The 26,422-nt window shown below is 48.9% G+C and carries 24 protein-coding genes; 17 read left to right on the top strand and 7 right to left on the bottom strand.

From position 1 onward, the window contains the following. Positions 1–28: 28 nt before the first annotated feature. Genes LHL18_RS01905 through LHL18_RS01895 form a run of 3 tightly spaced genes read right to left on the bottom strand, consistent with a single transcriptional unit; the run spans position 29 to position 2,680 of the window. Positions 29–604, bottom strand: a complete 576-nt coding sequence (locus LHL18_RS01905) for a hypothetical protein (protein ID WP_226765540.1) — start codon at positions 602–604, stop codon at positions 29–31. Between the two features lie 35 nt (positions 605–639). Next, positions 640–2,409: a sodium:solute symporter family protein gene (locus LHL18_RS01900; protein WP_226765539.1), complete on the bottom strand. Its 1,770-nt coding sequence runs from the start codon at positions 2,407–2,409 to the stop codon at positions 640–642. Positions 2,410–2,416: 7 nt separating this feature from the next. Then, positions 2,417–2,680 carry a DUF4212 domain-containing protein gene (locus LHL18_RS01895; protein WP_134054540.1) on the bottom strand — a complete coding sequence of 88 codons (264 nt, stop codon included), beginning with the start codon at positions 2,678–2,680 and terminating at the stop codon, positions 2,417–2,419. A gap of 161 nt (positions 2,681–2,841) precedes the next feature. Between LHL18_RS01895 and LHL18_RS01890 the strand changes: the two genes are divergently transcribed. Next, entirely contained in the window at positions 2,842–6,387 is a 3,546-nt protein-coding gene (locus LHL18_RS01890) for a PAS domain-containing hybrid sensor histidine kinase/response regulator (RefSeq protein ID WP_226765538.1), read from the top strand. A gap of 9 nt (positions 6,388–6,396) precedes the next feature. Here LHL18_RS01890 and LHL18_RS01885 read toward each other — a convergent pair whose 3' ends face one another. Together LHL18_RS01885 and acs are read right to left on the bottom strand one after the other, a co-directional pair. Next, positions 6,397–7,074, bottom strand: a complete 678-nt coding sequence (locus LHL18_RS01885; protein WP_134054544.1) for a LuxR C-terminal-related transcriptional regulator — start codon at positions 7,072–7,074, stop codon at positions 6,397–6,399. Positions 7,075–7,181: 107 nt separating this feature from the next. After that, positions 7,182–9,146, bottom strand: a complete 1,965-nt coding sequence (gene acs, locus LHL18_RS01880; RefSeq protein ID WP_134054546.1) for an acetate--CoA ligase — start codon at positions 9,144–9,146, stop codon at positions 7,182–7,184. A gap of 242 nt (positions 9,147–9,388) precedes the next feature. Here acs and LHL18_RS01875 point away from each other — a divergent pair, with 242 nt between their 5' ends. Then, on the top strand, positions 9,389–10,540 hold the full coding sequence (locus tag LHL18_RS01875) for a DcaP family trimeric outer membrane transporter (RefSeq protein WP_226765537.1): 1,152 nt from the start codon (positions 9,389–9,391) through the stop codon (positions 10,538–10,540). Between the two features lie 68 nt (positions 10,541–10,608). On the opposite strand, the gene rne is transcribed toward LHL18_RS01875, so the two are convergent. After that, entirely contained in the window at positions 10,609–13,692 is a 3,084-nt protein-coding gene (rne, locus tag LHL18_RS01870) for a ribonuclease E (protein WP_226765536.1), read from the bottom strand. A gap of 503 nt (positions 13,693–14,195) precedes the next feature. On the opposite strand from rne, the gene rluC reads away from it, so the two are divergent. After that, entirely contained in the window at positions 14,196–15,149 is a 954-nt protein-coding gene (gene rluC, locus LHL18_RS01865) for a 23S rRNA pseudouridine(955/2504/2580) synthase RluC (protein ID WP_226765535.1), read from the top strand. A gap of 1 nt (position 15,150) precedes the next feature. Beyond that, a complete protein-coding gene (locus LHL18_RS01860) occupies positions 15,151–15,810 on the top strand; it encodes an HAD family hydrolase (protein WP_226765534.1) in 660 nt (219 codons plus the stop codon). 16 nt (positions 15,811–15,826) lie between these two features. On the opposite strand, the gene LHL18_RS01855 is transcribed toward LHL18_RS01860, so the two are convergent. Continuing rightward, complete coding sequence (locus LHL18_RS01855; protein WP_226765533.1) at positions 15,827–16,423, bottom strand: Maf family protein; 597 nt, start codon at positions 16,421–16,423, stop codon at positions 15,827–15,829. Positions 16,424–16,554: 131 nt separating this feature from the next. On the opposite strand from LHL18_RS01855, the gene yceD reads away from it, so the two are divergent. The 13 genes from yceD (at position 16,555) to LHL18_RS01790 (ending at position 26,413) form a co-directional block, all read left to right on the top strand. After that, positions 16,555–17,082 carry a 23S rRNA accumulation protein YceD gene (gene yceD / locus LHL18_RS01850; RefSeq protein WP_226765532.1) on the top strand — a complete coding sequence of 176 codons (528 nt, stop codon included), beginning with the start codon at positions 16,555–16,557 and terminating at the stop codon, positions 17,080–17,082. Positions 17,083–17,098: 16 nt separating this feature from the next. Beyond that, complete coding sequence (rpmF, locus tag LHL18_RS01845; RefSeq protein ID WP_008223049.1) at positions 17,099–17,263, top strand: 50S ribosomal protein L32; 165 nt, start codon at positions 17,099–17,101, stop codon at positions 17,261–17,263. A gap of 6 nt (positions 17,264–17,269) precedes the next feature. Further along, positions 17,270–18,310, top strand: a complete 1,041-nt coding sequence (plsX, locus tag LHL18_RS01840) for a phosphate acyltransferase PlsX (protein WP_206109512.1) — start codon at positions 17,270–17,272, stop codon at positions 18,308–18,310. A 6-nt stretch (positions 18,311–18,316) separates the two neighbouring features. After that, positions 18,317–19,276, top strand: a complete 960-nt coding sequence (locus LHL18_RS01835; RefSeq protein ID WP_134054560.1) for a beta-ketoacyl-ACP synthase III — start codon at positions 18,317–18,319, stop codon at positions 19,274–19,276. A gap of 38 nt (positions 19,277–19,314) precedes the next feature. After that, positions 19,315–20,250: an ACP S-malonyltransferase gene (gene fabD / locus LHL18_RS01830; RefSeq protein WP_226765531.1), complete on the top strand. Its 936-nt coding sequence runs from the start codon at positions 19,315–19,317 to the stop codon at positions 20,248–20,250. 10 nt (positions 20,251–20,260) lie between these two features. Then, positions 20,261–21,007, top strand: a complete 747-nt coding sequence (gene fabG / locus LHL18_RS01825; protein WP_226765530.1) for a 3-oxoacyl-ACP reductase FabG — start codon at positions 20,261–20,263, stop codon at positions 21,005–21,007. Between the two features lie 134 nt (positions 21,008–21,141). Next, the gene (acpP, locus tag LHL18_RS01820) at positions 21,142–21,378 is read left to right on the top strand and encodes an acyl carrier protein (protein ID WP_134054564.1); all 237 of its coding nucleotides are present in this window, start codon (positions 21,142–21,144) and stop codon (positions 21,376–21,378) included. A 79-nt stretch (positions 21,379–21,457) separates the two neighbouring features. Further along, complete coding sequence (fabF, locus tag LHL18_RS01815; RefSeq protein WP_226765529.1) at positions 21,458–22,696, top strand: beta-ketoacyl-ACP synthase II; 1,239 nt, start codon at positions 21,458–21,460, stop codon at positions 22,694–22,696. A 99-nt stretch (positions 22,697–22,795) separates the two neighbouring features. Then, a complete protein-coding gene (gene pabC, locus LHL18_RS01810; protein WP_226765528.1) occupies positions 22,796–23,551 on the top strand; it encodes an aminodeoxychorismate lyase in 756 nt (251 codons plus the stop codon). Beyond that, entirely contained in the window at positions 23,545–24,555 is a 1,011-nt protein-coding gene (gene mltG / locus LHL18_RS01805; RefSeq protein WP_226765527.1) for an endolytic transglycosylase MltG, read from the top strand. The genes pabC and mltG overlap by 7 nt, the downstream gene beginning before the upstream one ends. Continuing rightward, complete coding sequence (tmk, locus tag LHL18_RS01800) at positions 24,552–25,178, top strand: dTMP kinase (protein WP_226765526.1); 627 nt, start codon at positions 24,552–24,554, stop codon at positions 25,176–25,178. Before mltG ends, tmk begins: the two co-directional genes overlap by 4 nt. A 3-nt stretch (positions 25,179–25,181) precedes the next feature. Next, a complete protein-coding gene (holB, locus tag LHL18_RS01795) occupies positions 25,182–26,075 on the top strand; it encodes a DNA polymerase III subunit delta' (RefSeq protein ID WP_134054574.1) in 894 nt (297 codons plus the stop codon). A gap of 11 nt (positions 26,076–26,086) precedes the next feature. After that, complete coding sequence (locus LHL18_RS01790; RefSeq protein WP_134054576.1) at positions 26,087–26,413, top strand: PilZ domain-containing protein; 327 nt, start codon at positions 26,087–26,089, stop codon at positions 26,411–26,413. Positions 26,414–26,422: the final 9 nt, after the last annotated feature.

Genomic DNA, 26,422 nt, shown 5'->3' with positions numbered 1-26,422 from the left:
CTCCGGGTAAGCCGAACAGGTTTAGGTGTTAACTGGCACACACTGCGCTGATCAGGGCGTCATCTTTATTAAGCATCTGCCATTGCTCACTTAGTTTGGCACCAGCTTGCGGGATCTGTAGCTGTTCGCTAAAGTCAGCCCGGGCAAACTGCCCGCAGTGCAGCACGACAGGAACGCGTCTGGCAGTGGCTCTGCGTTCAAAGAAATACAAATCGACAAGTTTTAGTTCTGCGTTTTGTGTATTAACCGATGCATTAGCAACATCTGCAGCAATAAACCTTAATGTTTGCGGGTATAAATAACTCCAGGGACGCCATACAGCCTGCTGTTCTACTGTCTTCACTACCACCACACCAGAAGGTAGTCGCGAAGCCTGATACGGGTACCAGCTATATTCACTATGCACTTGAAATGCCAGCATCGCAGCACCGGCAAATACCGGGATGATCCAGCGTGGCGCGCGTTGCCGGCTGACTTTACGTAACAGCAGGGCGATGCCAGCGGCACCCAGTCCGGCAAATACCGTCGCTACAAATTCCCAAAACATAATGTCTTCCTGAAAAGGACGGGCTTTCACCAGGAAAGCCCGTTTTGTTGTTGTCATATTGCTTTGTTTATAAAGCAATTTATCTCAGGTTACTAGTGGCCTGTTGCAGCGCCAGCACCTTTAGGATAACGCACACTCTCAACCAGATTCTGGATATGGGCAGGAGGGGCTTCAGTGGCAGATGATACCGCGAAGGCAACAATAAAGTTAATTACTGCACCTATGGCGCCAAATGACAGTGGAGAAATCCCAAATAGCCAGTTTGCTTGCACGTTTTCAAAGGTGTTAGTACCTGGAATAAAGAACCAGCCCAGGAACAGGAAGATATAAATAACAGTAGATAATAAACCTGCCAGCATACCGGCAATAGCCCCTTTGTTATTTACCCGTTTTGAGAAGATCCCCATCATCAGCGCCGGGAAAATTGACGCTGCGGCGATACCAAACGCCAGTGCTACTACCTGGGCAGCAAATCCGGGTGGGTTCATCCCCAGCCAGGTGGCAACGACTATCGCAACTGCCATAGATATACGGGCAGCGAGCAGTTCGCCTTTTTCACTGATATCTGGATTAATTGACCCTTTGATAAGGTCATGGCTCACCGCAGAAGATATCGCCAGCAATAAACCTGCTGCTGTTGATAACGCGGCAGCTAAACCACCTGCTGCAATCAAACCGATAACCCAACCTGGCAAATTAGCTATCTCAGGGTTAGCCAGTACCAGAATATCGTTGTTTACTGTCAGCTCATTGCCATTCCAGCCACGCTCTTGTGCAACTTGTTTGAAGCTATCTGATTTGTCGTTATACAGCTGAATCCGACCATCATTGTTTTTATCTTCAAACATAATTAAGCCGGTTTGTTCCCAGTTTTTAATCCAATCCGGGCGCTGTGCATACTCAATGGCATCGGCTGTTTCGCCAGCTGGATAAATAGTGGTTAACAGGTTTAACCGTGCCATAGATGCAACGGCAGGTGCAGTTAAATACAACAGCGCAATAAAGACCAGTGCCCAGCCGGCTGACCAGCGCGCGTCTGATACCTTAGGTACGGTAAAGAAGCGGATAATAACGTGTGGTAGACCCGCAGTACCAATCATCAATGACAGGGTAAACAGCACCATATTCAGTTTATTGGATACATCGGCGGTGTAATCAACAAAGCCCAGATCACGGACAATCATATCCAGTTTCTGCAATAACGGCATGCCGGATTCGACGTGGTCTGAGAACAGACCCAGTGGCGGCAGGAAGTTACCTGTTAACTGCAGTGAAATAAATACGGCAGGAATGGTATACGCAATAATCAGTACCACGTATTGTGCGACCTGAGTATAGGTAATACCTTTCATACCACCCATTACCGCATACAGGAAGACTACAACACCTGCAATGATAAGCCCGGTATCACTTTCTACTTCCAAAAAGCGGGAGAAAGCCACACCAGCACCTGTCATCTGGCCGATTACATAAGTAACCGAGGCGATGATAAGACAAGCAACGGCAACAAAGCGCGCATTTTTGCTGTAAAAACGGTCTCCGATAAACTCTGGTACCGTAAATTTACCAAATTTGCGCAGGTACGGTGCCAGTAACATCGCAAGCAACACGTAACCGCCGGTCCAGCCCATCAGGTAGGTTGAGTTAGCATAACCACCGGCGGCAATTAAACCCGCCATCGAAATAAAAGACGCAGCAGACATCCAGTCAGCCGCGGTAGCCATACCGTTCATTACCGGGTTTACACCACCACCGGCAACATAAAACTCTTTGGTTGACCCGGCGCGCGCCCAGATTGCAATAGCAATATAGAGCGCGAACGAGCCGCCAACGAAGATAAGATTAATTGCAAATTGACTCATGACGGGCTTACTCCTCGTGCAGGTCAAATTCTTTATCGAGTTTGTTCATTCTCCAGGCATAGAAGAAGATTAACGCGATAAAGGTTAAAATGGACCCCTGTTGAGCGAACCAGAAGCCAAGGTCTGTGCCGCCTACACTGATCCCCGATAGCAGAGGACGCAGTAAAATCCCCCCACCATAAGATACCAGTGCCCAAACGATGAGGCTGCCAACGATCAGGCGAAGATTCGCTGACCAGTAAGCCGCCGCGTTGCGATCGTGCTCTGTCATAATTACACTCCTTTCCTTTGTTATTTTTATCTCGCAAAGTTAATCTAGCAGTAGTTAACACAAGTGAAAGCCCGACTTTAGTCGAAGCTGGTGGCAGGATAATTGACTTGCGCTTAGCCTTAGGCCAAAAGTAAGCCAGATAATAACAACGGGAGAGCGCAGTGGCCGCTTGGGTAGTTGCCTTATTGGCATTGTTGTACGTCGGTGGTTTGTTTCTTATTGCCAACTGGGGTGAAAGGCACGCCGATGACAAACTAATACGAAAGTATGGGGGGCTGATCTACAGCCTGGCGCTGGCAGTTTACTGCACATCCTGGACCTACTACGGTGCGGTTGGTACTGCAGTGACCCAGGGGTGGGACTATATACCTATCTATCTTGGTCCGGCATTACTGTTTATCTTTGCCCAGCCATTTTTATTCAAATTGCTGTATGTCGCTAAAAAGCAAAACGTAACCTCAGTAGCTGACTTTATCTCGTCACGTTATGGCAAACGTAAAAACATTGCGTTGCTGGCTTCCTTAGTATGTTTGGTGGTGGTAGTGCCTTATATAGCTTTACAGTTAAAGGCGGTATCCAGTTCTTATCAAGTGTTGTTAGGGGGTGACTTCAGTGATGAAACGTCTAACTGGTGGCAAGACAGCGCCTTTTTAAGTGCCGTGGCAATGGCATTCTTTGCAATTTTGTTCGGTACGCGCAAGCTGCATCTTACTGAGCAAAGCCGCGGTGTGATGGTTGCTATTGCGTTTGAGTCGGTAGTTAAACTCTTCGCGCTAATGACACTTGGCCTGGCAGTTTATGTGTTTGTGCTGGGCGAAAGCTCAGACGTTTTTCAGCGTTTTGCCCAGCATGCCATGGCGCAGCAGCAGAACAGTGATTTTGGCATACTGGAGTTTATTACCAAAACCGTATTGGCAATGGTTGCTGTATTTCTGCTGCCGCGCCAATTCCATGTTGCTTTCGTCGAGAATGTCTCGCACCATCATCTGCGTCATGCAAGGCGTTGGTTTTCACTGTATTTGTTTCTGGTCACGGTAGTGGTGATCCCCATAGCCATTGGCGGTATGCAGCTGTTTCCACAGGCGCTTAACTCTGCCGATAGCTTTGTCCTGCTTATCCCGGCCCAGTCGGGTTGGAATACGTTAAGTGTACTGGTGTTTATTGGTGGCTTCTCTGCCGCAACGTCCATGATTATTATTGCCACTTTGGCACTGTCGACAATGATAAGTAATGACGTGGTGATGCCAAGCTTGCTTAGAAGCAGTAAACGCCAGGGGTTGCCACATGATTACAGCCTGCTTATTTTGCTGGTGCGCCGTAGCATGGTCATTCTGGTTATGGCGCTGTCTTACTTATACTACCGGGGTTTTGCCCGCAATTATGAGCTGGCAGAAACCGGTTTGCTGGCTTTTGCGCTGATTATTCAACTGGCACCTGCGGTAGTTGGTGGCTTGTACTGGCGCCGTGGCAATGCCTGGGGCGTTTATCTGGGGATGAGCACTGGTTTTGTGCTGTGGTTTTATACGCTGATGTTACCGCAGCTGGTCAGCACCGGCGCCATTAACAGTGACATTATGCAAACCGGGCTGTTTGGCTGGCAGATTTTGGTACCAACAGCGTTATTTGGTGCAGAACTTGATAGCTTAAGCCACGGCGTGATTTTTTCGTTAGGTTTTAATCTGCTGTTCTATATTTTTGGCTCTTTGCTGACGCAGGTCAGCTTGCAGGACCGCCTGCAGGCCGTTGCTTTTGTTAAACCTAATTTACCTGTCAATCATCAGGACACGCCAGCACGGCGTATTCGTATCCGTAATACTGATTTGAAAATACTGTTAGAGCGTTTTGTCGGCGCTAACCGCGCCAGCGAATGTTTGCAGGAATATGGTAAACGGCAGCAAGTTGGTCTGCAGCTGGATGATTTACCCAGTATTGGTTTGGTGGAGCATGTAGAGCGTGAGTTGGCTGGCGTGATTGGCGCTTCTTCTGCTTCGGCCATGGTCAATGCGGTGCTGGAAGGGCGTCAGCTTGGCTTCGAAGATGTAGTGACACTGTTTGACGATACCACTCAGGCCATTCAGTTTTCGCGCAAAATTCTGTTTTCTACGCTTGAACATTTAAGCCAGGGGGTCAGTGTAGTCGACAGAGAGTTAAAACTGGTTGCCTGGAACCGCGCCTACCTGGAGATGTTTGACTACCCGGAAGCGATGGTGCGGGTAGGGCGGCCAATAGCTGATATTGTCCGCTTCAACGCTGAGCGTGGTTTATGCGGGCCTGGCAGCGCCGATGAGCATGTCGAAAAACGTATCGGCCATATGCAAAATGGTACTGCTCATGTATTTCAACGGGTAAGGCCTGATGGCAAGGTTATTGAAATGCGTGGCAACCCGATCCCGGGCGGCGGCTTTGTTACCAGTTTTACTGATATTTCAGACCATGTCCGTGCCGTGCAGGGATTAGCTGAAGCCAAACAGCACTTAGAAGACAGAGTGCACGAGCGCACCCAAACCATTTCTGAGATAAACCATGAGCTGTTATCAGAGGTAAAAAGGCGCCGTGAAACTGAGCAGCAGCTGCTGCAGGCTAAAGCTGAAGCAGAAGTGGCCAATGCGTCAAAAACCCGTTTTCTGGCGCTTGCCAGCCATGACATTTTGCAACCACTCAATGCTGCACGGCTCTTCACGGCCGCACTGGCTGGCAGTAAAGATACCCAGCAGCAACAGCATATTATTGGCCAATTGGACAACTCGTTAAAAGCATCGGAAGAGCTTATTTCTACCTTGCTGGAAATTGCAAAACTTGACGATGGCAAACTGTCGCCCGATGTTCAGACCGTGTCATTAAAAGAGTTATTGTCTCAGTTAGCTGATGAATTTGGTTTGCTGGCAAAGCAGAAGGGACTGCGTTTGGTGGTACGTGAAGCAGATTATCAGGTGCAAACTGACCCGACATACTTGCGGCGCATACTGCAGAATATGTTATCCAACGCCATAAAATATACCAAACAGGGACGTATCTTACTTGGTGCCCGTAAACGGGGTAGCCAGCTATTGATCCAGGTTTGGGATAGTGGCCCAGGCATTGCAGAACCTGATCTGCAACGTATATTTGAAGACTTTTACCGGATTGACGCTACTGCAAAAGGGCAGCAAGGCGTAGGACTTGGCTTGGGCGTAGTTAACCGGATGGCAAAATTGCTTGGGCATAAGCTGAACGTTGCGTCCTGGCCTGGCAGGGGCAGCTTGTTCAGTATTGAACTGCCGCTGGTTGCGCGTCCGCAGCGTCAGGAGCTACCGTTACCCAGTGGCACAGTGCAACGGCCGGTATTCGGGCTTTCAGTTGTTTGTGTTGATGATGATGCAGCGAATTTATCAGCACTGTCTGTATTACTACAGCAATGGCAAATTGAAGATGTTATTTGTTTCTACGATGAGGAAAGCCTGTTGGAGTATGCCTCTAACCATAGTGCGCCTGATGCACTGTTGATTGATTACCAACTTGGGCAACATCTTAATGGCTTGCAGCTATATGAAAAAATAAAGCTTAAATGGGGCCGCGTGAATGGCATTCTGGTTTCAGCGTCACCAGAGGCAGGTTTGGCAATGAAAGCCAAACAGTATGGTTTGATGTTTCTGGCTAAACCAATAAAGCCTGCCGCGTTAAGAGCAAGCCTGAACCATTTAAAAATGCTCAAACGCTCTGCCGGATAGGTATTATTGCTAATGCTGCGCCATGGCTTTATTGACTGGCGGTTCCAGCGTCAGCCTTTGGGCCTGGATGACGACCTGAGTCCGGTTGGTAACGCCCAGTTTACGAAAAATTGCCGTTATGTGTGCTTTAACCGTGGCCTCGGAAATGTGCAGATCATAGGCAATTTGCTTGTTTAACCAGCCTTCAGTCAGATAGTACAGCACCTTATATTGCTGATGCGTGAGCTGTGCTACTTTGGCGGCCAGATCTAAATCTTCTTCTGACTCTGAGCTATGCTGTTCCAGCACCAGTTTTTTCAGCGCCGCCGGCACCCATAATTCGCCTTCCATCACCGAATTCAGCGCTGCACTGATATCGGCGGGGTTGGCGGATTTTGGTACATAGGCCGAGGCTCCAAATGCCATGACCCGACGGATCACATCCAGTTCTTCACTGGCAGAAATAACCACTATTGGTAGTGTAGGAAAGCTTTTACGCAGTTGAATAAGGCCGAGAAAACCGCAGTTACCAGGCATATGCAGATCCAGCAACAACAGATCAGTATCCGGGTGTTCTTCCAGTGCTGTACAAGTACTGTCGAAACTGTCTGTTTCAATGGTGGCTTTAGTGGCAAAAGTGCTACTGATGGCATTTATCAGCGCATTGCGAAACAACGGGTGGTCGTCTGCGACGATCAGTTTTGCCATCTTAATCTCCGGCGAGGTAGTGTTGTAATTATTATAATAAAGGCCGCTTGTGCGGCCTTTATACTGCTGTCAGGAGAGGTGTGTCAAGTTAACATGAACGGCCGGGGTTATTTCCGGTTTAACCGGTTGTTCACCAGCGTTTCTACGACTGACGGATCGGCCAGCGTCGAAATGTCGCCTAACTGATCGTGCTCGTTGGCCGCAATTTTACGCAGGATCCTGCGCATAATTTTGCCAGAGCGGGTTTTAGGCAAGCCAGTCGGGGCCCATTGGATCAGATCCGGTGTTGCGATGGGTGATATCTCTTCACGCACCCAATCCCTTAGCGCTTTGGTTAGCTCGGCACTGGGCTCTATGCCGACGCGCGGCGTGACATACACATATATACCCTGACCTTTAATATCGTGCGGGTAGCCAACGACAGCCGCTTCGGCTACTGCGTCGTGTGCAACCAGACAGCTTTCAATTTCAGCAGTACCCAGGCGGTGGCCCGAAATATTCAGCACATCATCAACCCGACCTGTCAGCCAGTAGTACCCGTCGGCATCGCGCTTGGCACCATCGCCGGTAAAGTACAGGCCAGGGTAGGTGCTGAAGTACGTCTGTTCAAAGCGTTCGTGGTCGCCATAAACTGTGCGCATCTGGCCGGGCCAGCTATCTTTTATCACAAGGTTGCCTTCACATTCGCCATGCAACTCCTTGCCCTCGTTATCCACTATCGCCGGTTGCACACCAAAGAACGGGCGTGTAGCCGAACCGGGTTTTAGCTCAGTGCAGCCCGGTAATGGGGTGATCAGAATACCGCCGGTCTCGGTTTGCCACCAGGTATCAACAATAGGGCAGTTACCTTTACCGAATTTATCGTGATACCAGTTCCATGCTTCGGGGTTAATCGGCTCACCGACACTACCAAGCGTGCGTAGTGATGACAAATTGCAACCTTCAACCGGTGCATCGCCGTGTGCCATTAATGCGCGTATCGCCGTAGGTGCGGTATACAAAATGTTGACCTTATATTTGTCAACAATCTGAGCCATCCGCTTCACACTCGGATAATTTGGCACACCTTCGAACAGCACGCTGCTGGCGCCATTGGCCAGCGGACCATACACAATGTAGGTATGTCCGGTAACCCAGCCGATATCAGCTGCACACCAGTAAATATCACCGTCATGGTAATCAAATACATATTGGTGCGTCATTGAAGCCCATACCATATAACCGCCGGTGGTATGCAACACACCTTTAGGTTTGCCGGTAGAGCCAGAGGTATACAGAATAAATAATGGATCTTCTGCATTCATTGGCTCAGCCGGGCAGTCGCTGCTTTGCTTACCTAGCAATTCGTGATACCAGACATCCCGGCCGTCTTTACCGGCATCCATGTCGACATTCTTGCCAACATGCTTAACAACTATGACGTTCTGCACCGGCGAATCAGCGCCAAGGTGTGCCAGCGCCATGTCGGTATTGTCTTTTAGGTTTGTAACGCGACTACCGCGCAGCGCCTGATCTGCTGTAATCACCAGTTTTGAATCACAATCTACAATACGGCTGCCAAGCGCGTCCGGTGAAAAGCCGGCAAACACGACCGAGTGCACGGCACCTATGCGGGCGCACGCCAGCAGTGCCACAGTCGCTTCCGGGATCATCGGCAAGTATATTGTTACCCGGTCACCTTTTTTAATGCCCAGCGACTTCATACCATTGGCCAGCTGGCAGACCTGCTGGTGCAGTTGAGCGTAAGTGACAGTTTTTTGCACATCTGGAGAGTCGCCTTCCCAGTAGTAAGCGACCTGATCTGCCCGCTCCGGCAAGTGGCGGTCCAGACAGTTGTAGCTGGCGTTCAATACGCCGTCGCTAAACCAGTTGATACCAACTTTGCCGCTTTCGAAGCTGGTGCTTTTAACTTTGCTAAAAGCGGTAAACCAGTGCAGACGTTTACCATGTTCCGCCCAGAACGTATCTGGTGAGCTGACAGACTGCTGATACATCTGCATATACTGCTCGTTAGTCAGAAGTGAGCGTTTTGCTGCACTGGCGGGTACCGGATAAACTGATGGATGTGACATAACTTCCCCTGTGAGATCTGCTTGATTTTATACTGCAGTCTTTCTATCTAAGCCGCGTGGCAATTGGAATTAGACCTTAGTCTAGCCAATGTCGGTTGGTACTGCTAGCAATGGTAAAGCAAATGTAATGCTGCTGATAAATAATCAATTTGCGACTAAAGGCTAATTGCAGTCAGTGCAGCGGTGAACCACAGTTGATGCGCAAAATAACCATTAAAAGAACAAAGTTGGAGAGACGGCATATGAAAAAAATAACAACAGTATCCTATCTGGCATCCTGTATAGCACTTGCTGCTGGCGGTGTGCAGGCTGCAGGGTTTGATATCGGCGGTACTAATGTTACCTTCGGCGGTTACGTAAAACTCGATGCGATGGTCACCGATGCTGATGGCGATATGGCGTCGCTTGGCCGGGAATTTTACGTGCCTTCGTTAACACCGATCGGCGGCGATAGTACTACGCGTTTTGACATGCATGCACGCCAGTCACGTTTCTTCTTTTCTACGGCAACTGAACTTGAGGATGGCAGCAAAATTACCGGCCACCTCGAGTTTGACTTTATGACCAGCAACAACGGTAATGACCAGCGCACGACTAATGGTTACAGCCCGGTAATGCGTCATGCCTTTATCAAGTACAAAAACTGGACTCTGGGTCAGACCTGGTCAAACTTTATGGATGTCGCCTCATTACCGGACACATTGGACTTCGTCGGTAACCCTGATGCAGCTATCTTTATCCGTCAGGCGCAGGTGCGTTACACTCATGGCAATTTTGCGTTTGCCGTTGAGAACCCCGAATCAACGGTGACACCTTTTGGTGGTGGTGCCCGCATTACCACAGACGACAACGCTACGCCTGACTTTACAGCCAGCTATAGCCTGAAAACTGATTGGGGTTTTGTGAAGGTAGCTGGTTTGGTTCGCCAGATTGCGATTGATGATGGCACCTTTGACGATGAAGTAACGTCGTATGGCTTGTCAGTCAGTACCAAAGTTGATTTCTCTAATAAAGATGATTTACGTGTGACGTTTAACACCGGTAAGGGTCTTGGCCGCTATGTCGGCTTAAATACCGTTAACGGTGCAGTGCTGGATGCAAATGGTAACCTGGAGACCATCGATGTTACTGCATTCTCTGTTGCATACCGCCACTTGTGGAATGATCAATGGCGCTCAACTTTCCTGTATTCAACATTGATGGCAGATAATGATACAGCGCTGACCGGTGTAGGCGTGACGAAAACAACACAGAGTTACAGTGCTAACTTGTTGTACCAGGCATCTAAAAAGCTGATGGTGGGTATTGAATACAAGTTTGCCAACCGCGAGGTAGAGTCTGGCCTTGACGGCGATCTGAATCGTATTCAGTTCAGTGCCAAATACGATTTCTGATAAATCCAAACCAATAAAAAAGCCAGACTATTGTCTGGCTTTTTTATTTCAACTTAACCTAAAGCAGCTTATTCATCTGCTTTAGGTTTGGTCATTGGTGCAGACACTGCCTGACGGGCGAATGCTGAACCAGCAGGGCGTTGTGAGCTGGCAACTGTTGGGCGCTCTGCCGCTGGCATCGCAGCCGGTGCAGGTGTGTCTTCAACTGTTGTTGCCGCTGTTTCAGGTTTAGTCATTGTCGCGACAACCATCTGTGCATAGCGCCCGCCAGCTGGTTTTGCTGCAGCAGCTTTCGTTTCTGCAACCGCCGGGGCTGGCGCTTCAGTTTTTGCAACTGGCGCAGGTTCAGCTCTTACTGTATCAGCGGTATCGTCAGAAGGTTGAGCGATAGCTACCTCAACAGAAGGCTGCACTTCGGCTATTTCTGCAGCTGTATCAGCAGTCGCAGTGCCAGTTTCCGCGTTGCTGCTTTGTGTCTTTTTCGCAGCAGGCTTACGGCGTGCACGTGGTTTAGGCTTATCGCTTTCAGCCTGTACTGGCGCGGCATCGACATCGGCTGCTTCAGCGTCACTGCTCGTTTGTGCCGGCTCAACGACTTCGGCAGTTTTATCATCAGCTACGACAATGGGTGCATCAGCTTTTTCGCCGGCGTTAGCTGCAGGTTCATCAGTTGCAGGCTCTTGCGCGACTGCTGGCACATTATCAGCTGCATCGGTAGTTTCCGCAGCAATATCACTTGCTTCTGCAGTATCGTTTTGCTCCTGATCTTTCTTACGCTTCTGGCCGGCAGCGCGCAGGTGACGTGGCGAGCGACGATTACGGCTGCGAGGCTCGCTGGCTTCCTGTTCGGCATTAGCGGCAGCTTGCTCAGATGTTTCTGTCACAGTTTCTGCAGTCGCCTCAGTAACGACAAGCGTTTCTGATACAGCGACGTTTTCTGTCGCTGCAACCGGCGCTGCGGTTACCGTAACATCAGCTGCAGCATCCGTTACGACAAGGTTAGCAGCAGCTGGTGCAACTACTGCAACATCGTCTGCAGGCTTCTGCGCGGCATTGTTAACCGTGGCCGCAGCAGTATTGTCTGCAGCGACAGGTTTATCCATCCGCACGGACTTACGCATATTACGGCGCTGGCGGCGCTCAGCAACACGCTGGGGTGCGCTGCTTTCATCGTGCTCTTTGGCAACAGGTGCTTTTTCAGCTGGCTTTTTCTGCTCTTGCTGAACACGTGGTGCACGTTGTTCCTGTTGCTTTTGCGGACGCTCTGGCTTGGTATGCGTTGTCTCGTCTTTTGCCTGGGCAACAGGAGCACTGCGCTCTTCGCCATCATTGCGTCGGCGCTGTTTGTTGCGGCGACGATTGTTATCACGACCGGCATCACGATTGTTTTCGCGATTGCCATTGCGTGGGCTGCGCTCTGGCGCTTTAGCCGGCTTCTTCACTTCGCTCTTTTCTTCTGTCGGAGCAAATAACTTACCAAACCAATTGCCGATAGCTGACAGTAGCCCTGGTGATTGTTCTGCAGGTTTTTCTGCTTTTGCTGCCGGGCGCGGGGTGGCATCTGCAATGTTTATTGCCGAAATGGCTGGCTTTTCTTTAACTGCATCAGATACCGGCTGATATAAGTTGCCTGTCAGTTCCGGCGCCTTAACCATGTTGTAACTGACATCGTCAATTTCTTCGTCGATACGGATACGGATAACTTCGTGGTTAGGCGTTTCCATGTGTTCGTTTGGAATAACATACACACGGATACCGTGGCGTGTTTCAATGCGGCGCACTGCGTCACGCTTTTCATTCATCAGATACGTTGCCACAGATACCGGTACCTGGGCATGGATCTGGCTGGTGTTATCTTTAATCGATTCTTCTTCGATCAAGCGCAGAATAGATAATGCTGATGACTCGGTGCTGCGGATAGTGCCGCGGCCATGGCAGCGCGGGCAAACATGCGTTGCGGATTCACCCAGTGACGGCCGCAGGCGCTGACGTGACATTTCCAGCAGACCAAAGCGTGATATGCGGCCAATCTGCACCCGGGCACGATCGTGTTTTACCGCATCTTTTAAACGATTTTCTACTTCGCGCTGATGCCTTACCGGCGTCATATCGATAAAGTCGATAACGATTAAGCCACCCAGGTCGCGTAGACGTAACTGACGGGCAATTTCATCTGCAGCTTCCAGGTTAGTATTAAAGGCTGTCTCTTCAATATCACCGCCTTTGGTCGCTTTTGATGAGTTGATATCAATAGCGGTCAGGGCTTCCGTGCTGTCGATAACGATAGAACCGCCTGACGGCAGCCGCACTTCACGACGAAACGCTGATTCAATCTGGGTTTCAATCTGGAAGTGCATAAACAGTGGCACTTCACCCTGATATAACTTAACGCGGTGCGCAAAGTCCGGGCGGAACTGTTGAATATAGACTTTGGCTTCTTCAAAGATGCGTGGGTTGTCGATCAGGATCTCACCGACATCACGGCGCAGATAGTCGCGGATAGCACGAAATACGACGTTGCTTTCCTGATGGATTAAAAATGGGGCTGCGCGCTTCTGTGCTTCTTCGGTAATAGCAGACCAATGCTTTAACAGCGCTTTTAAATCGTAATCCAGCTCTTCATATGACTTACCCACACCCGCCGTACGGACAATTAAGCCCATACCATCTGGCATCTCTAACTGGCCCAGTGAGTCTTTCAGCTCCTGACGCTCGTCGCCTTCAATACGACGGGAAATACCGCCTGCACGCGGATTATTAGGCATTAATACCAGATAAGAGCCAGCCAGACTAATAAAGGTGGTTAACGCTGCGCCTTTTTGGCCGCGTTCTTCTTTATCAATCTGAATGATAACTTCCTGACCTTCTTTAACGACTTCTTTAATATTAGGACGACCGTCAAAGCTGTAACCGGCAGGGAAGTATTCGCGGGAAATTTCTTTCAGAGGTAAAAAGCCGTGGCGCTCGGCACCATAATCGACAAAGGCCGCTTCTAAGCTGGGCTCGACCCGGGTGATTTTACCTTTGTAGATGTTGGCTTTCTTTTGTTCATGACCCGGGCTTTCAATATCCAGGTCATATAATTTCTGGCCATCGACCAGCGCAACGCGGATTTCTTCTTCCTGCGTGGCGTTAATTAACATTCTTTTCATCGTTAGTGACTCGCATTTTGCAGCCACAACGCAGCCCAAAGGGCACTTGCGTGTTCAGACGTAATCAAACACTAGTAGGTGCAGTCTCACGACTGGAAATGTCTGAAGAAACCAAATTGTCACTGCGCTTGCCGTTGTTGCCGGCACCGCCCAATGTATGCTGTTTTCGTTTTTGGATCTGAAACACACCGCCTTACGGCGCTGCGTTATAGCAATAATCTTTATTGCTCTGGTTGACCGGAATTCATGTTTTGCCGCTGTTGATAATAAATTACGCAGCATTATCTCAGGCAAATGGCGTTTGTTTTACGCCTGGGGTATAAAAACGTTGGTTTTCACCACGATTTCGGTATGATCTGTTCCCCAGACGCTGCCGCACAAATTCTCTTACGTCACTTTGAGCGCCCTAATTGCCAGTTTTGGCAGAATTAGCTCCGGGATTATCCCACTAATAAGCAGCCGATAGCAACTGAAATCTAATATTAGCAGAGTATTCAAAACCCATGACCGACGAAATCAAGTTACCGGTGCAAATAATTGAAATAGAACCTGATTTTATTGGTCAGCGTATAGATAATTTTCTGTTGGCACGGCTTAAAGGCGTACCAAAAAGTGTTATTTATCGTGTTTTACGAAAAGGTGAGGTGCGAGTGAACAAAAAACGCATCAAACCTGAATACAAGCTGCAACAGGATGACGTTGTACGGATCCCGCCATTAACCGTAGCTGCTGAAGGGGAAGCGGTTTCCACTAAACTATCGATGGTAAAGGGGCTGGAACAGCATATCTTATTTGAAGATAACGATCTGATTGTACTGAATAAACCATCCGGTATGGCAGTGCATGGCGGCAGTGGTTTGCAGTTTGGCGTAATCGAGGCGCTACGCGCATTGCGGCCATTGGCTAAACATCTGGAGCTGGTGCATCGTCTGGACAGAGATACCTCAGGCTGTTTGCTTATTGCCAAAAAACGCTCGGTATTAACCCATTTGCATGAGCAGCTACGTAATAAAACCGTAGAGAAAAAGTATTGGGCTTTAGTTGCCGGCGATTGGGATAATAAAGTGCGAAAAGTCACTGAGCCGCTGAAGAAAAATACGCTGCAATCAGGTGAAAGGGTGGTGCGGGTTGATGAAGCAGAAGGCAAGCCATCTGAAACCCGCTTCCGGATCTTACAGCGTTATCAGCAAGGCACGCTGGTCGAAGCATTTCCTGTAACCGGCAGAACACATCAGATCCGCGTGCATACTGCTTGCAAAGGACATCCAATTGCTTGCGACGACAAGTATGGTGATAACACCTTTACCGCTCAGATGCAGCAAATAGGATTAAATCGCTTATTTTTGCATGCTAAAACCTTAAGTTTTATGCATCCGAATACTGAAACAACTATGCGCGTTGAAGCGCCGCTGGATAGCGTTCTTGAGCAAGCACTAAATAAATTAACGAGAAAATAGTATGGTGTCAGTAGCAAAAAACAATGTGTCGTTAGTGATATTTGATTGGGATGGCACTGTAATGGATTCGGTCGGGCGCATTGTCTCATCAATGCGTGCAGCTGCGCTTAAAGCTGAGCTGGCGGTACCCACTGAATTTGCCGTTAAGCAGATCATTGGCTTAAGTCTCGACCCGGCTTTTGATATGTTATTTCCGGGTGTAGAAAAGGCGAAGCGTCAGCAGTTGTTTGCACATTATCGCGATCACTATGTATTACATGATACTACTCCAACGCCTCTGTTTATGGGCGTAGAACAGGTGTTGCAGCAGTTAAAAGACTGCAACATTAAACTGGCCGTTGCGACGGGAAAACAGCGCAGAGGTCTGGCGCGAATGTTTGCTGAAACCGGGCTGCAGAAGTATTTCGATACCAGCCGCTGTGCCGACGAAGCCCAGTCTAAACCTCACCCTGATATGCTGCAACAAATCCTGCGCGAACTGGACATGGCACCGGAACAGGCGGTTATGGTTGGGGATACCAGCCATGACATGAAAATGGCACAGGCGATCAGCATGCCAAGAGTTGGCGTTACACATGGTGTGCACGGCAGAGAGGTATTAAGCCAGTATGCACCTAAGGCGATTATTGACACTATGCCGGAATTATTGCACGTACTATAAGTGCAGGTAATCTGAGTTAGAGTAAAACATTGACGCCCTCGTTCAGCAGTAGCGCATTTAAACGGATAAGTGGTAAACCAATCAGACTGTTTGGGTCATTACCGTTTAAACTGCTAAATAAGGTAATACCTAAACCTTCGCTTTTAAAGCTACCGGCACAGTCGAGAGGTTGCTCTTTAGCAATATAGGCGTCAATCTCTGCAGCCGATAAATGGCGAAACGTGACGTCAAAAGGCTCTACTACAACCTGGGCGCTGCCTGTCTCAGCATTTACCAGAGCCAAGCCTGTTAGGAATGTTACGGTATGGCCACTAAAACGTGTTAGTTGCTTAACGGCATTCTCTGTCGTGTGCGGTTTGCCGATAATTTCATTTGCAAAAACAGCAACCTGATCTGAACCTATCACCAGGCCGCACTGTAGAGTGCTGGCAATACTGTTGGCTTTTGCTAATGCCAGCCGATGCACCAGCTGACTGGCGGTTTCTGCCGGCAGCGGCGTTTCATCGACCTCTGGCTTTACGGCGGTAAATGCCGTAGTCAGTTTGCTCAGCAGTTGTTGACGATAGACAGAGGTGGATGCCAGGTATAAAGGTGGTGATAAAGCTTCGCGCATGACAAAAAATAGCCTTAGTATTCAGAATCTGAAGCACTATAAACAGAATGAAAAAAATGCGCGAGAAAAACGGTAAAAATCTGTCAGATCCCTTTGACAGCAAGGGGGCGCTTCTATATGATGCGCGCCTTATGCAAAAAGTAAAAATGCCCGTTACTATAGATCCGGTTAAAGCAGCGCAAAAACGCTCTGATTACGAAGGTATTATGCCTTTGGTAAATTTAACCCGGTTAACCGAAAGTCTGCTTGATAAGCAGGGCGAGGTAACGGTACGAGTTGAATGCGGTACTGACCAGCAAGGCCTGACTGTTATACAGGGTGGCGCTTCTTGCGAAGTGAGTGTAACCTGCGAACGTTGTGGTGAAGCCATGACAGTGTCGCTGGACTGCAATTTTGCATACACTCCGGTTAAACCGGATGATGACGCTGCTTTGGAGTTAATTCCTGAGCGTTACGACGTGATCGAGAAAGACGAGCACGGCGAAATAAATTTACGGCAGTTAGTGGAAGATGAGCTGATTCTGGCTTTACCCTTGTTCCCGATGCATGACGAAGCGGTTTGTGCCGTTAGTGCATCATCGATGAGCTTTGGTGATATTGGTCCGGAACCGGAAAAACCCAATCCTTTCGCTGTACTGGCAGAATTAAAGAAAAAGTGAGTTTAGGAGAAATACCATGGCTGTTCAGCAAAACAAAAAATCACGTGCACGCCGCGATATGCGTCGTTCACACGATGCATTAACTGGCCCAACGCTGTCAGTTGATTCTACTACCGGTGAAACGCACCGTCGTCACCACATTACTGCCGACGGTTACTACAAAGGCCGTAAAGTAAAATAAGTCTGAGTGCATCGGGTGCAGCCGCTTAAGCTGACACTTGCATTAGATATGATGGGGGGCGATCACGGCCCCCATACTACTATTCCTGCTGCACTTGCTGCAGTGTGCGAATATTCTGATTTACATCTTATTCTGTGTGGCGATGAAGCCATACTAACCGAGCAGTTGAAGCTGCACGGTGTTTTTCCTCATCCTCAGCTTAGTATCCGTCATAGCAGCCAGGTCGTGTCGATGGCAGAGAAGCCATCAGTCGCTTTGCGTTCAAAACGCGATTCATCCATGCGTGTCGCTTTAGACTTAGTAGAAAAGGGCGAAGTGCAGGCCTGTGTCAGTGCTGGCAATACCGGTGCCTTAATTGCGATGGCGCATTTCGTGCTGAAAATGCTCAATGGCGTTGACCGCCCGGCATTGATCAGTGCATTACCAGCGATTGAAAGTAACCCTGTCTACATGCTTGATTTAGGTGCCACAGTTAACTGCGACGCTGATACGTTATTTCAGTTTGCGGTGATGGGCGCCGTGATGGCTGAAGAGGTGATTGGTATCAGTCAACCCAAAGTAGCGCTTTTGAATATGGGTGAAGAAGAGATTAAAGGATCTGATCAGATTAAACGTGCATCAATGCTGCTATCAGAATGCAACGACATTAACTACATCGGCTATATCGAAGGTAATGACATTTTTACAGGCAAAGCTGATGTTATCGTCTGTGATGGTTTTGTTGGGAACGTGGCATTAAAAACCTGTGAGGGTGTCGCTAAGCTGATTCTGCGCCGCTTTGAAACCAGCATTAAAGACAAGGTTACTGCACAATTATTCGGCTGGTTAATCAAACCTTTCATAAAAAACCTTTATCTGGGCGTGAACCCCGACCACTATAATGGTGCAAGTCTGTTAGGATTGCGCGGAATTGTAGTGAAAAGCCATGGAAATGCGACTAAAGAAGCATTTCTCAGTGCCATCCGGCAAGCGGTACGGGAAGTAGAACGTCAGGTACCCGCTAAAATCAAAGGCCGGTTGGAACACGTATTAATTGATAAAGCGTAGGTCCGCATGTATTCACGCATTATAGGTACCGGGAGTTATTTCCCATCTCAGGTTCGCAGCAATGCAGACCTTGAATCAATGGTTGAAACCACCGACGAATGGATTATCGAGCGAACCGGCATTAGAGAGCGCCGTATCATTGGTGACGACGAAACTGTCGCGACTATGGGAGCGCAGGCAGCTCTGAAAGCATTTGAAGCTGCAGATATCGACAAAAATAGCATTGATATGATTATCTGTGCCACTACCAGTGCGTCCCGCGCCTTGCCAAGTGCGGCGTGTGAAATTCAGCGTGAGCTCCAGATGCATGCAGTTCCTGCATTTGATATCGCTGCGGCATGTGCTGGCTTCTGTTACGCACTGAGCGTTGCCGATCAATATATAAAAAGTGGTATTGCCAAGCGCGTTTTAGTAATTGGCTCCGATTGCTTGTCCCGCCTGGTATCACCTGAAGACAGAAGTATGGTGATTTTATTTGGCGATGCGGCTGGTGCTGTGGTGCTTGAAGCTTCTGAGCAACCAGGTATTTTATCTACTCATATCCAGGCTGATGGTAAGTACTCAGAATTACTTTATGTTGACAATCCTATTCGTGGTAACGAGGCATCTGTCCACCAGTCATGGGGCTCAATGAAAGGTAATGACGTCTTTAAAGTTGCAGTAACCAAATTATCTGAGGTTGTAGAGCAGACACTGGCGGCAAATAATCTTGATAAGTCTGAGATAGACTGGCTGGTACCACATCAGGCAAACCTGCGTATTATTTCAGCTGTTGCCCGCAAACTGGACATGTCAATGGATCAGGTCGTTATTAACCTTGACCGCTATGGCAATACGTCTGCTGCTACAGTGCCAACAGCACTTGACGAAGCTGTTCGTGATGGTCGTATCCAACGCGGCCAGACATTATTACTGGAAGCTTTTGGCGGTGGGTTTGCCTGGGCGTCGGCGCTGGTGCGTTACTAAACTTAGTCAGTACTTTATATTTTTCTGCAGGAATTAACATGACAACAAAACTTGCAATCGTCTTTCCGGGGCAGGGCTCGCAAAGTGTTGGTATGCTGGCCGATTTATATGCCGAATTTGATATTGTAAAACAGACTTTTACTGAAGCATCTGATGCGCTTGGTTATGATTTATGGGCACTGGTCGCAAATGGACCTGAAGCCGACTTAAACGAAACTCAGCGGACTCAGCCGGCGCTGTTAACCGCATCGGTTGCGGTCTGGCGCTTGTGGCAACAGCAAGATGGCCTTAAGCCTGCATACTTCGCTGGTCACTCGCTGGGAGAGTATTCAGCGCTGGTATGTGCCGGGGTATTAAGCCTGTCAGACGCAGTTAAACTGGTGGAGAAGCGCGGCCACTATATGCAGCAGGCGGTCCCTGCTGGTGTTGGCGCTATGTCTGCCATTATTGGGCTGGATGATGCGGCTATCGCTGCCGCCTGTGAACAGGCCGCTCAGGGCGAGGTTGTGTCACCGGTTAATTACAACTCACCTGGGCAGGTTGTTATTGCCGGACATAAAGCTGCTGTTGAGCGTGCTGGTGAGCTTTGTAAAGCTGCCGGTGCAAAACGGGCTTTACCATTGCCGGTCAGCGTGCCATCTCACTGCGCACTGATGCAACCAGCGGCGGAAAAATTAGCCATCGATTTGGCGGCACTTAATTTTAATCATGCTGTCATACCGGTGGTCAATAATGTTGATGTTGTAATCACAAATGACGCAGCGGCGATAAAGGACGCACTGGTCCGTCAGTTATACAGCCCGGTTCGCTGGACAGAAACGATTGAGTGGTTAGCTGCACAGGGCGTAACAGATGTACTGGAGCTTGGTGCTGGCAAAGTATTAAGCGGGCTAATTAAGCGTATAAATAAAGAATTAACTACCGGTTCAGTAGGTGATGTCGCCTCACTGCAAGCGGCGCTTAGTGCAGAGTAAAGGATTTAACATGACACAGTTTATTTCATTAGAAGGTAAAGTCGCGCTGGTCACTGGCGCCAGCCGTGGTATCGGCCGTGCTATCGCGGAACAACTTGCTGCGCTTGGTGCCAAGGTTGTCGGAACTGCCACATCAGAGAAAGGTGCCGAAGCTATCGGTGCGTATCTTGGTGACAAAGGTTGTGGCCTGATGTTAAATGTTGGTGATACGGCGTCAATCGAACAATGCCTGGAACAGATAAAAAACCAGTTTGGTGATATTGATATTCTGGTTAATAATGCCGGTATTACCCGGGATAATTTATTGATGCGGATGAAAGATGAAGAGTGGTTTGACATTATGCAAACTAACCTGACATCGGTATACCGCTTAAGTAAAGCTGTGATGCGTAGTATGATGAAAAAGCGCTTTGGCCGGATTATCAATATCGGATCTGTAGTAGGGTCTATGGGAAATGCCGGCCAGACAAATTATGCTGCTGCAAAAGCCGGTGTGCTGGGTTTTACCAAGTCACTGGCTAAAGAGGTGGCATCGCGTGGTATTACCGTGAACGCGATAGCGCCAGGCTTTATTGATACCGACATGACGAAAGAGCTATCTGATGATCAAAAAGAAGCTATTTTCGCTCAGGTTCCGGCGAATCGTTTAGGCCAGCCGGAAGAGATTGCAGCAACGGTTGCATTTTTGGCATCACAGCAGGCAGCCTATATTACCGGTGAAACAATTCACGTAAACGGCGGTATGTATATGGTGTAGGCCGATCTGGGAGCAGGTTAGACCAGCATAAAATGCTGTGTTCCGAGCTTGCAACCCACAAAGCTTACGCATAAACTAGCGCCACACAAAATTGCACGAATTGTTGCGATTTATATGAGAAAAAGGAAGAAAAGATGAGCAACATCGAAGAACGCGTTAAGAAGATCATTATTGAGCAACTGGGCGTTAAAGAAGACGAAGTGAAAAACGAAGCGTCTTTCGTTGAAGACCTGGGCGCTGACTCACTGGATACAGTAGAGTTGGTAATGGCTCTGGAAGAAGAATTCGATACTGAAATTCCTGACGAAGAAGCTGAAAAAATTACTACTGTTCAGTCTGCGATTGATTACATCAAAGCGCACGCTGAGTAAGCTAACAGCTTGCAGAACGGGTAGCTAAGCTACCCGTTTTCATTTTACGATCGATAAAATTTCCATGGCGGAGGGTTTTGTGGCAAAACGTCGTGTGGTCGTTACCGGTTTAGGCATGTTGACGCCGCTGGGTAATGATGTTGCCTCAAGCTGGCAGGGTTTACAGCAAGCCCAAAGTGGTATTTCGCTGATTGAACATTTCGATACCAGCGCTTACACCACTAAATTTGCAGGTTTGGTAAAGAACTTTGATGTAGAACCATATTTTCCGGCGAAAGACGCCAAAAAGATGGATCTGTTTATTCAATATGGCGTTGCGGCTGGGATCCAGGCGTTTCGTGACTCAGGCATTGAAATTACCGAGCAGAATGCTCCGCGTATTGGCGCGGCAATTGGTTCTGGTATTGGTGGTCTGGGGTTGATTGAAGAAAATCATACCAAGCTGCTTAACAGTGGGCCAAAACGGTTATCGCCGTTTTTCGTGCCGTCTACCATCATTAATATGATATCCGGTCAGCTGTCTATTATGCTCGGTTTACAAGGGCCAAATATCAGCATTGTGACTGCCTGTACCACAGGCGTGCATAATATCGGCCATGCTGCTCGCATGATCAGTTACGGTGATGCGGATGTGATGATTGCCGGTGGCGCAGAAAAAGCGTCTACTCCGCTTGGTATGGGCGGTTTTGGCGCTGCGCGGGCGTTGTCTACCCGTAACGACGCGCCGCAACAAGCCAGCCGGCCATGGGATAAAGACCGCGACGGTTTTGTGCTGGGTGATGGTGCCGGTGTTATGGTGTTGGAAGAGTATGAACACGCCAAAGCCCGCGGAGCGAAAATTTATGCCGAGCTGATTGGTTTTGGTATGAGCGGTGATGCTTATCACATGACTTCGCCACCAGAAAATGGTGCCGGTGCAGCAGCATCAATGCGTAATGCATTGAATGATGCCAAGGTTAATGCGGAGCAGGTTGCTTACATTAACGCGCATGGCACATCAACGCCTGCCGGTGATATTGCAGAGACGAAAGCTATTAAGTCTGTGTTTGGTGATCATGCATCGAAAGTGATGGTTAGTTCGTCCAAATCAATGATTGGCCATCTGCTTGGCGCAGCTGGGTCAGTTGAGTCGATCATTACTGTGTTGTCACTGCAGGAAAATATTGTTACGCCGACCATCAATCTGGATAATCCGGATGACGGTTGTGATCTGGACTATGTGCCGCATGAAACCCGGCAGGTATCGATGGAGTATGCACTTTGCAACTCTTTCGGTTTTGGCGGAACAAACGGCTCAATCCTGTTCAAACGTCTTTAATCTGCTGTTTTTACAGACAAAGGCTGCCTCAAGTGCAGCCTTTGTTTTATCTGCGTTTTAAGGCATACTGCCGCTGATATTAATTTCCCGGTGACAGGTGTGCAATCGGCAATTTCCCCACAGGACCGTAGTTTTAATTATGGCGATGGTATTTTCACCACGATACAGGTGCGTGCAGGTGAGATACAGCTGTGGTCTTTGCATTTGCAGCGGCTACAACGTTCAGCGCGACAGTTAATGTTTGGTGATATTGACTGGGATTTAGTGACTGCCCAGGCGCGTTCCGCTATCACTATGTCTGAGCAGGTGGTCAAAATACTGATTTCCCGTGGCGAAGGCGGACGTGGCTATGGCTGTTCTGGTGTAACATCACCGCGCATTTATGTTAGTAGCAGTGCTATGCCAGATTATACTGAAGCGCAAAAAGGCATTTGTCTTGGCCTGGCAACTTTACAGCTAGCTGTGCAACCTGTGCTGGCTGGGCTTAAACATAACAATCGCCTCGAGCAGGTACTGATTAAGCAGCAGCTTAAGGGCAGTGCATATGACGATCTGCTGGTACTTGATCAGCTGGGTTTTGTCACTGAAGCCAGTGCTGCTAACGTATTATTTTGCCGGGAAGGCAACTGGTATACCCCCGAGCTGACACGGGCCGGCGTAGCTGGGGTAATGCGGCAGAACATTATGCAACAATTACCGGTACAGGAAGTGAACTGGCAGTTGGACGAGTTAAAGACGGTGGACGCTATTGCCGTTTGCAACGCCCTGATGGGGATAGTCCCGGTGCGCCGGTTTTGTAACAGGGATTTATCACTGACACCAGTACAGCAAATGAGAACGCAGGTAGTATGTTAAAACTTATCCGCTTAGGCTTTATCGTAGCGCTGTTACTTGGTGTCAGCTATTACGCGTTAGTCCGCTATATACAGCAGATCCCGCTGCACTTACCAGATGATATTTACACCGTGACTGCCGGCAGCTCTGCAGCGTCACTATGTCGGCAGTGGCAACAGCAACAACAACTTACATCAACAAACTGTTTGGCGCTTAAACTTTATCTGCGCCTGCACCCGGCACAGGCAGGTGTAAAGCAGGGGGTATACCGGTTATCCGGTGAGCAGACACTGTTACAGCTGCTGGCACTGTTCCGAAGCGGTAAAGAAGCCCAGTTTGCGCTTACGCTTATAGAAGGCGAAACCGTGCAGCAGAGCTTGCAGCGGATAACGCAAGCCCGTTATTTAACGCAGGATCTGCACACTGCAGAGGAAGTGCAGGCCATGTTGCAATGGCCCCCAGAGTGGGGTGAAACCCCGGTGAATGCAGAAGCACTGTTGTACCCTGATACTTATTATTACACTGCCAACAGTTCTGCCCGTGAACTGGTGCAGCGAGCACAACATGCTTTATTAAACGAGCTGGCGCAGGCCTGGGAACAAAGACAAGGCGATTTACCGCTGCAAACGCCTTATCAGCTGCTTATTCTGGCGTCGATTATTGAAAAAGAGAGCAGTTACCCACCGGAAAAAACCATGGTTGCGTCTGTATTTGTAAACCGCTTACGTAAAAATATGCGTCTGCAGACTGATCCAACAGTGATTTACGGACTGGAAAATTTTAATGGTAATATCACCCGTACTGATTTGAACAACCCACATCCATATAATACCTATCGCCATTTTGGTCTGCCGCCAGGCCCTATCAGTCTGGTTGGCAAGGCGTCATTGCTGGCCGCTGCCCAACCCGCTGAAACAGACTTATATTATTTTGTCAGCAAAGGTGATGGTACGCATCAGTTCTCTTCAACGCTGGAACAGCACAATAGTGCGGTAAAGAAATACATTCTGGGATCCAAGTTATGAACCGTAAGGGCAAATTTATCGTTATCGAAGGCCTGGAAGGGGCCGGGAAAAGCAGCGCTATTGCTACTGTGAAGCAGTATCTGCAGCGCGCTGGCCACGAGGTCGTGTGCACCCGTGAGCCGGGCGGTACTGCGCTGGCAGAAAGCCTGAGAACGTTAGTTAAACAGGTTCAGGATGACGAGGTCGTCGCCCCGCAAACAGAATTATTGCTGATGTATGCCGCCAGGATGCAATTGCTCGTCAATGTCATTCAGCCTGCGCTGATTGAGGGTAAGTGGGTACTGGGCGACCGGCATGATATGTCGTCCCGTGCTTATCAGGGTGGCGGCAGACAGCTGGACGAAGCCTTTATTAATCAGTTGCGCCATGCTGTGCTTGGAGATCTGACGCCTGATCTGACGTTGTATCTGGATATTGATCCTGCGATTGGGCTGGAGCGGGCGAAGGCACGCGGCGAGTTGGACCGGATTGAGCAGGAGCAGCTGACGTTTTTCCAGCGCACGCGGCAGAAGTATCTGCAAATCGCCGCCAGTGAGCCCAATATAGAAGTTATTGATGCCAGCCAGTCGCTGGAGCAGGTGCAAGACAGTATTTTAGCTGTACTGCGCCGGGTGTTTGAGTAAACGATGCTGCTGCCCTGGTTAGAGCGGTATCAGCAGCAGTTGAGTCGGCTGCTTGCGACACAGCAACTGGCGCATGGTATTTTGCTAACAGGCCCGTCTGGCATCGGCAAACATCAGCTTGCACAGTATCTGGTCGCCTCTTTGCTGTGTACTGCAAAAAATAAGCCCTGCGGTGAATGTAAAAGCTGTTTGCTGTTTGCAGCCGGTAGCCATGCAGATTTTCTGGCGGTGGACAACTCTGGTACCACTATTGGTATAGATGCGGTGCGCCAGTTAAGTCAGTTTATGCAGGGGCGGCCACAGCAACAGCCAAACAAAGTGGTGCTGGTAAGCGATGCGGATAAATTAACAGAGGCGGCAGCCAATGCGCTGTTAAAAACTCTGGAAGAACCACCTCAGAATAGTTTTATTATACTTTACTGCAACTCAGCCAATGCTTTACCTGCGACAGTCATGAGTCGCTGCCAGCAGTGGCAGTTGGCAGCAGAATTTGGTGATGATGCTAAAGATTGGTTGCGACAGCAAACGAACAGAGCAGTACCGGATTTTCTACTGACATACTGTGGAGGCGGGCCGCTAAAGGCTTTAGCATTGCTGGAAAGTGGTGCGGCTGACCAGCTTCAGGTCTCACTGCAACATTTAACCCAGTATCTGCAGCAACAATTGTCATTGACTGAATGCGTAAAACAGCTGGAGCAGTCAGAGGGGATCAGCCAATTGCTGGGCTGGTTCTTGCGCCAGCGACTTGTGCCTTCAGACGGCCAGAACCCGCAACGCTTGTTGGCCATGCATATGCTGTATAACCGCTGGTGCCGTGACGATAGTCAGATTTTAGGGCAGAATAAGCAACTGGCGTTAAGTGCATTTTTAACAGAGCTTAAACGGTTGCACGGATAACCGGAGGACATATGGAAGAACTGACGATAGGTTTTAATGATTTAAAAGACTTGTACCGCAGTTATATGCCGTTTCTGAAAAATGGTGGTTTGTTTGTCCGTACTGCCCGGCAATATAAAATGGGGCAGTCACTGGCACTGAGCGTTACTTTACCGGATTCACTTGAATCCATAACGGTGTCAGGCAAGGTTGCCTGGATCACACCACATGGATCGCAAAGTTCAAACCCAGCCGGTGTCGGGATCAGCTTTATTGATGATAAATCTCAACTGAGCGCCCAGATTGAAAAATTGCTCGGCGGAATGCTTAACTCCCCCGATCCAACCCATACTATTTAAATTGAGAGA

The organism is Rheinheimera aquimaris, from assembly GCF_020531985.1.
In the GTDB taxonomy this organism is placed as follows: Bacteria; Pseudomonadota; Gammaproteobacteria; order Enterobacterales; family Alteromonadaceae; genus Alishewanella; species Alishewanella aquimaris.
Note: the sequence above shows the minus strand (reverse complement) of the source record. Positions and strands in the feature narration are given on the sequence as shown.

Bases quoted from the DNA above. Each gene is read 5' to 3' on its own strand.
- LHL18_RS01875 (WP_226765537.1), top strand. From the start codon at position 9,389: ATGAAAAAAATAACAACAGTATCCTATCTGGCATCCTGTATAGCACTT.
- LHL18_RS01895 (WP_134054540.1), bottom strand. From the start codon at position 2,680: ATGACAGAGCACGATCGCAACGCGGCGGCTTACTGGTCAGCGAATCTT.
- LHL18_RS01855 (WP_226765533.1), bottom strand. From the start codon at position 16,423: ATGCGCGAAGCTTTATCACCACCTTTATACCTGGCATCCACCTCTGTC.
- LHL18_RS01900 (WP_226765539.1), bottom strand. From the start codon at position 2,409: ATGAGTCAATTTGCAATTAATCTTATCTTCGTTGGCGGCTCGTTCGCG.
- tmk (WP_226765526.1), top strand. From the start codon at position 24,552: ATGAACCGTAAGGGCAAATTTATCGTTATCGAAGGCCTGGAAGGGGCC.
- fabD (WP_226765531.1), top strand. From the start codon at position 19,315: ATGACAACAAAACTTGCAATCGTCTTTCCGGGGCAGGGCTCGCAAAGT.
- LHL18_RS01885 (WP_134054544.1), bottom strand. From the start codon at position 7,074: ATGGCAAAACTGATCGTCGCAGACGACCACCCGTTGTTTCGCAATGCG.
- holB (WP_134054574.1), top strand. From the start codon at position 25,182: ATGCTGCTGCCCTGGTTAGAGCGGTATCAGCAGCAGTTGAGTCGGCTG.
- mltG (WP_226765527.1), top strand. From the start codon at position 23,545: ATGTTAAAACTTATCCGCTTAGGCTTTATCGTAGCGCTGTTACTTGGT.
- rluC (WP_226765535.1), top strand. From the start codon at position 14,196: ATGACCGACGAAATCAAGTTACCGGTGCAAATAATTGAAATAGAACCT.
- LHL18_RS01860 (WP_226765534.1), top strand. From the start codon at position 15,151: ATGGTGTCAGTAGCAAAAAACAATGTGTCGTTAGTGATATTTGATTGG.
- rne (WP_226765536.1), bottom strand. From the start codon at position 13,692: ATGAAAAGAATGTTAATTAACGCCACGCAGGAAGAAGAAATCCGCGTT.
- acs (WP_134054546.1), bottom strand. From the start codon at position 9,146: ATGTCACATCCATCAGTTTATCCGGTACCCGCCAGTGCAGCAAAACGC.
- rpmF (WP_008223049.1), top strand. From the start codon at position 17,099: ATGGCTGTTCAGCAAAACAAAAAATCACGTGCACGCCGCGATATGCGT.
- fabG (WP_226765530.1), top strand. From the start codon at position 20,261: ATGACACAGTTTATTTCATTAGAAGGTAAAGTCGCGCTGGTCACTGGC.
- LHL18_RS01905 (WP_226765540.1), bottom strand. From the start codon at position 604: ATGACAACAACAAAACGGGCTTTCCTGGTGAAAGCCCGTCCTTTTCAG.
- yceD (WP_226765532.1), top strand. From the start codon at position 16,555: ATGCAAAAAGTAAAAATGCCCGTTACTATAGATCCGGTTAAAGCAGCG.
- LHL18_RS01835 (WP_134054560.1), top strand. From the start codon at position 18,317: ATGTATTCACGCATTATAGGTACCGGGAGTTATTTCCCATCTCAGGTT.
- acpP (WP_134054564.1), top strand. From the start codon at position 21,142: ATGAGCAACATCGAAGAACGCGTTAAGAAGATCATTATTGAGCAACTG.
- LHL18_RS01790 (WP_134054576.1), top strand. From the start codon at position 26,087: ATGGAAGAACTGACGATAGGTTTTAATGATTTAAAAGACTTGTACCGC.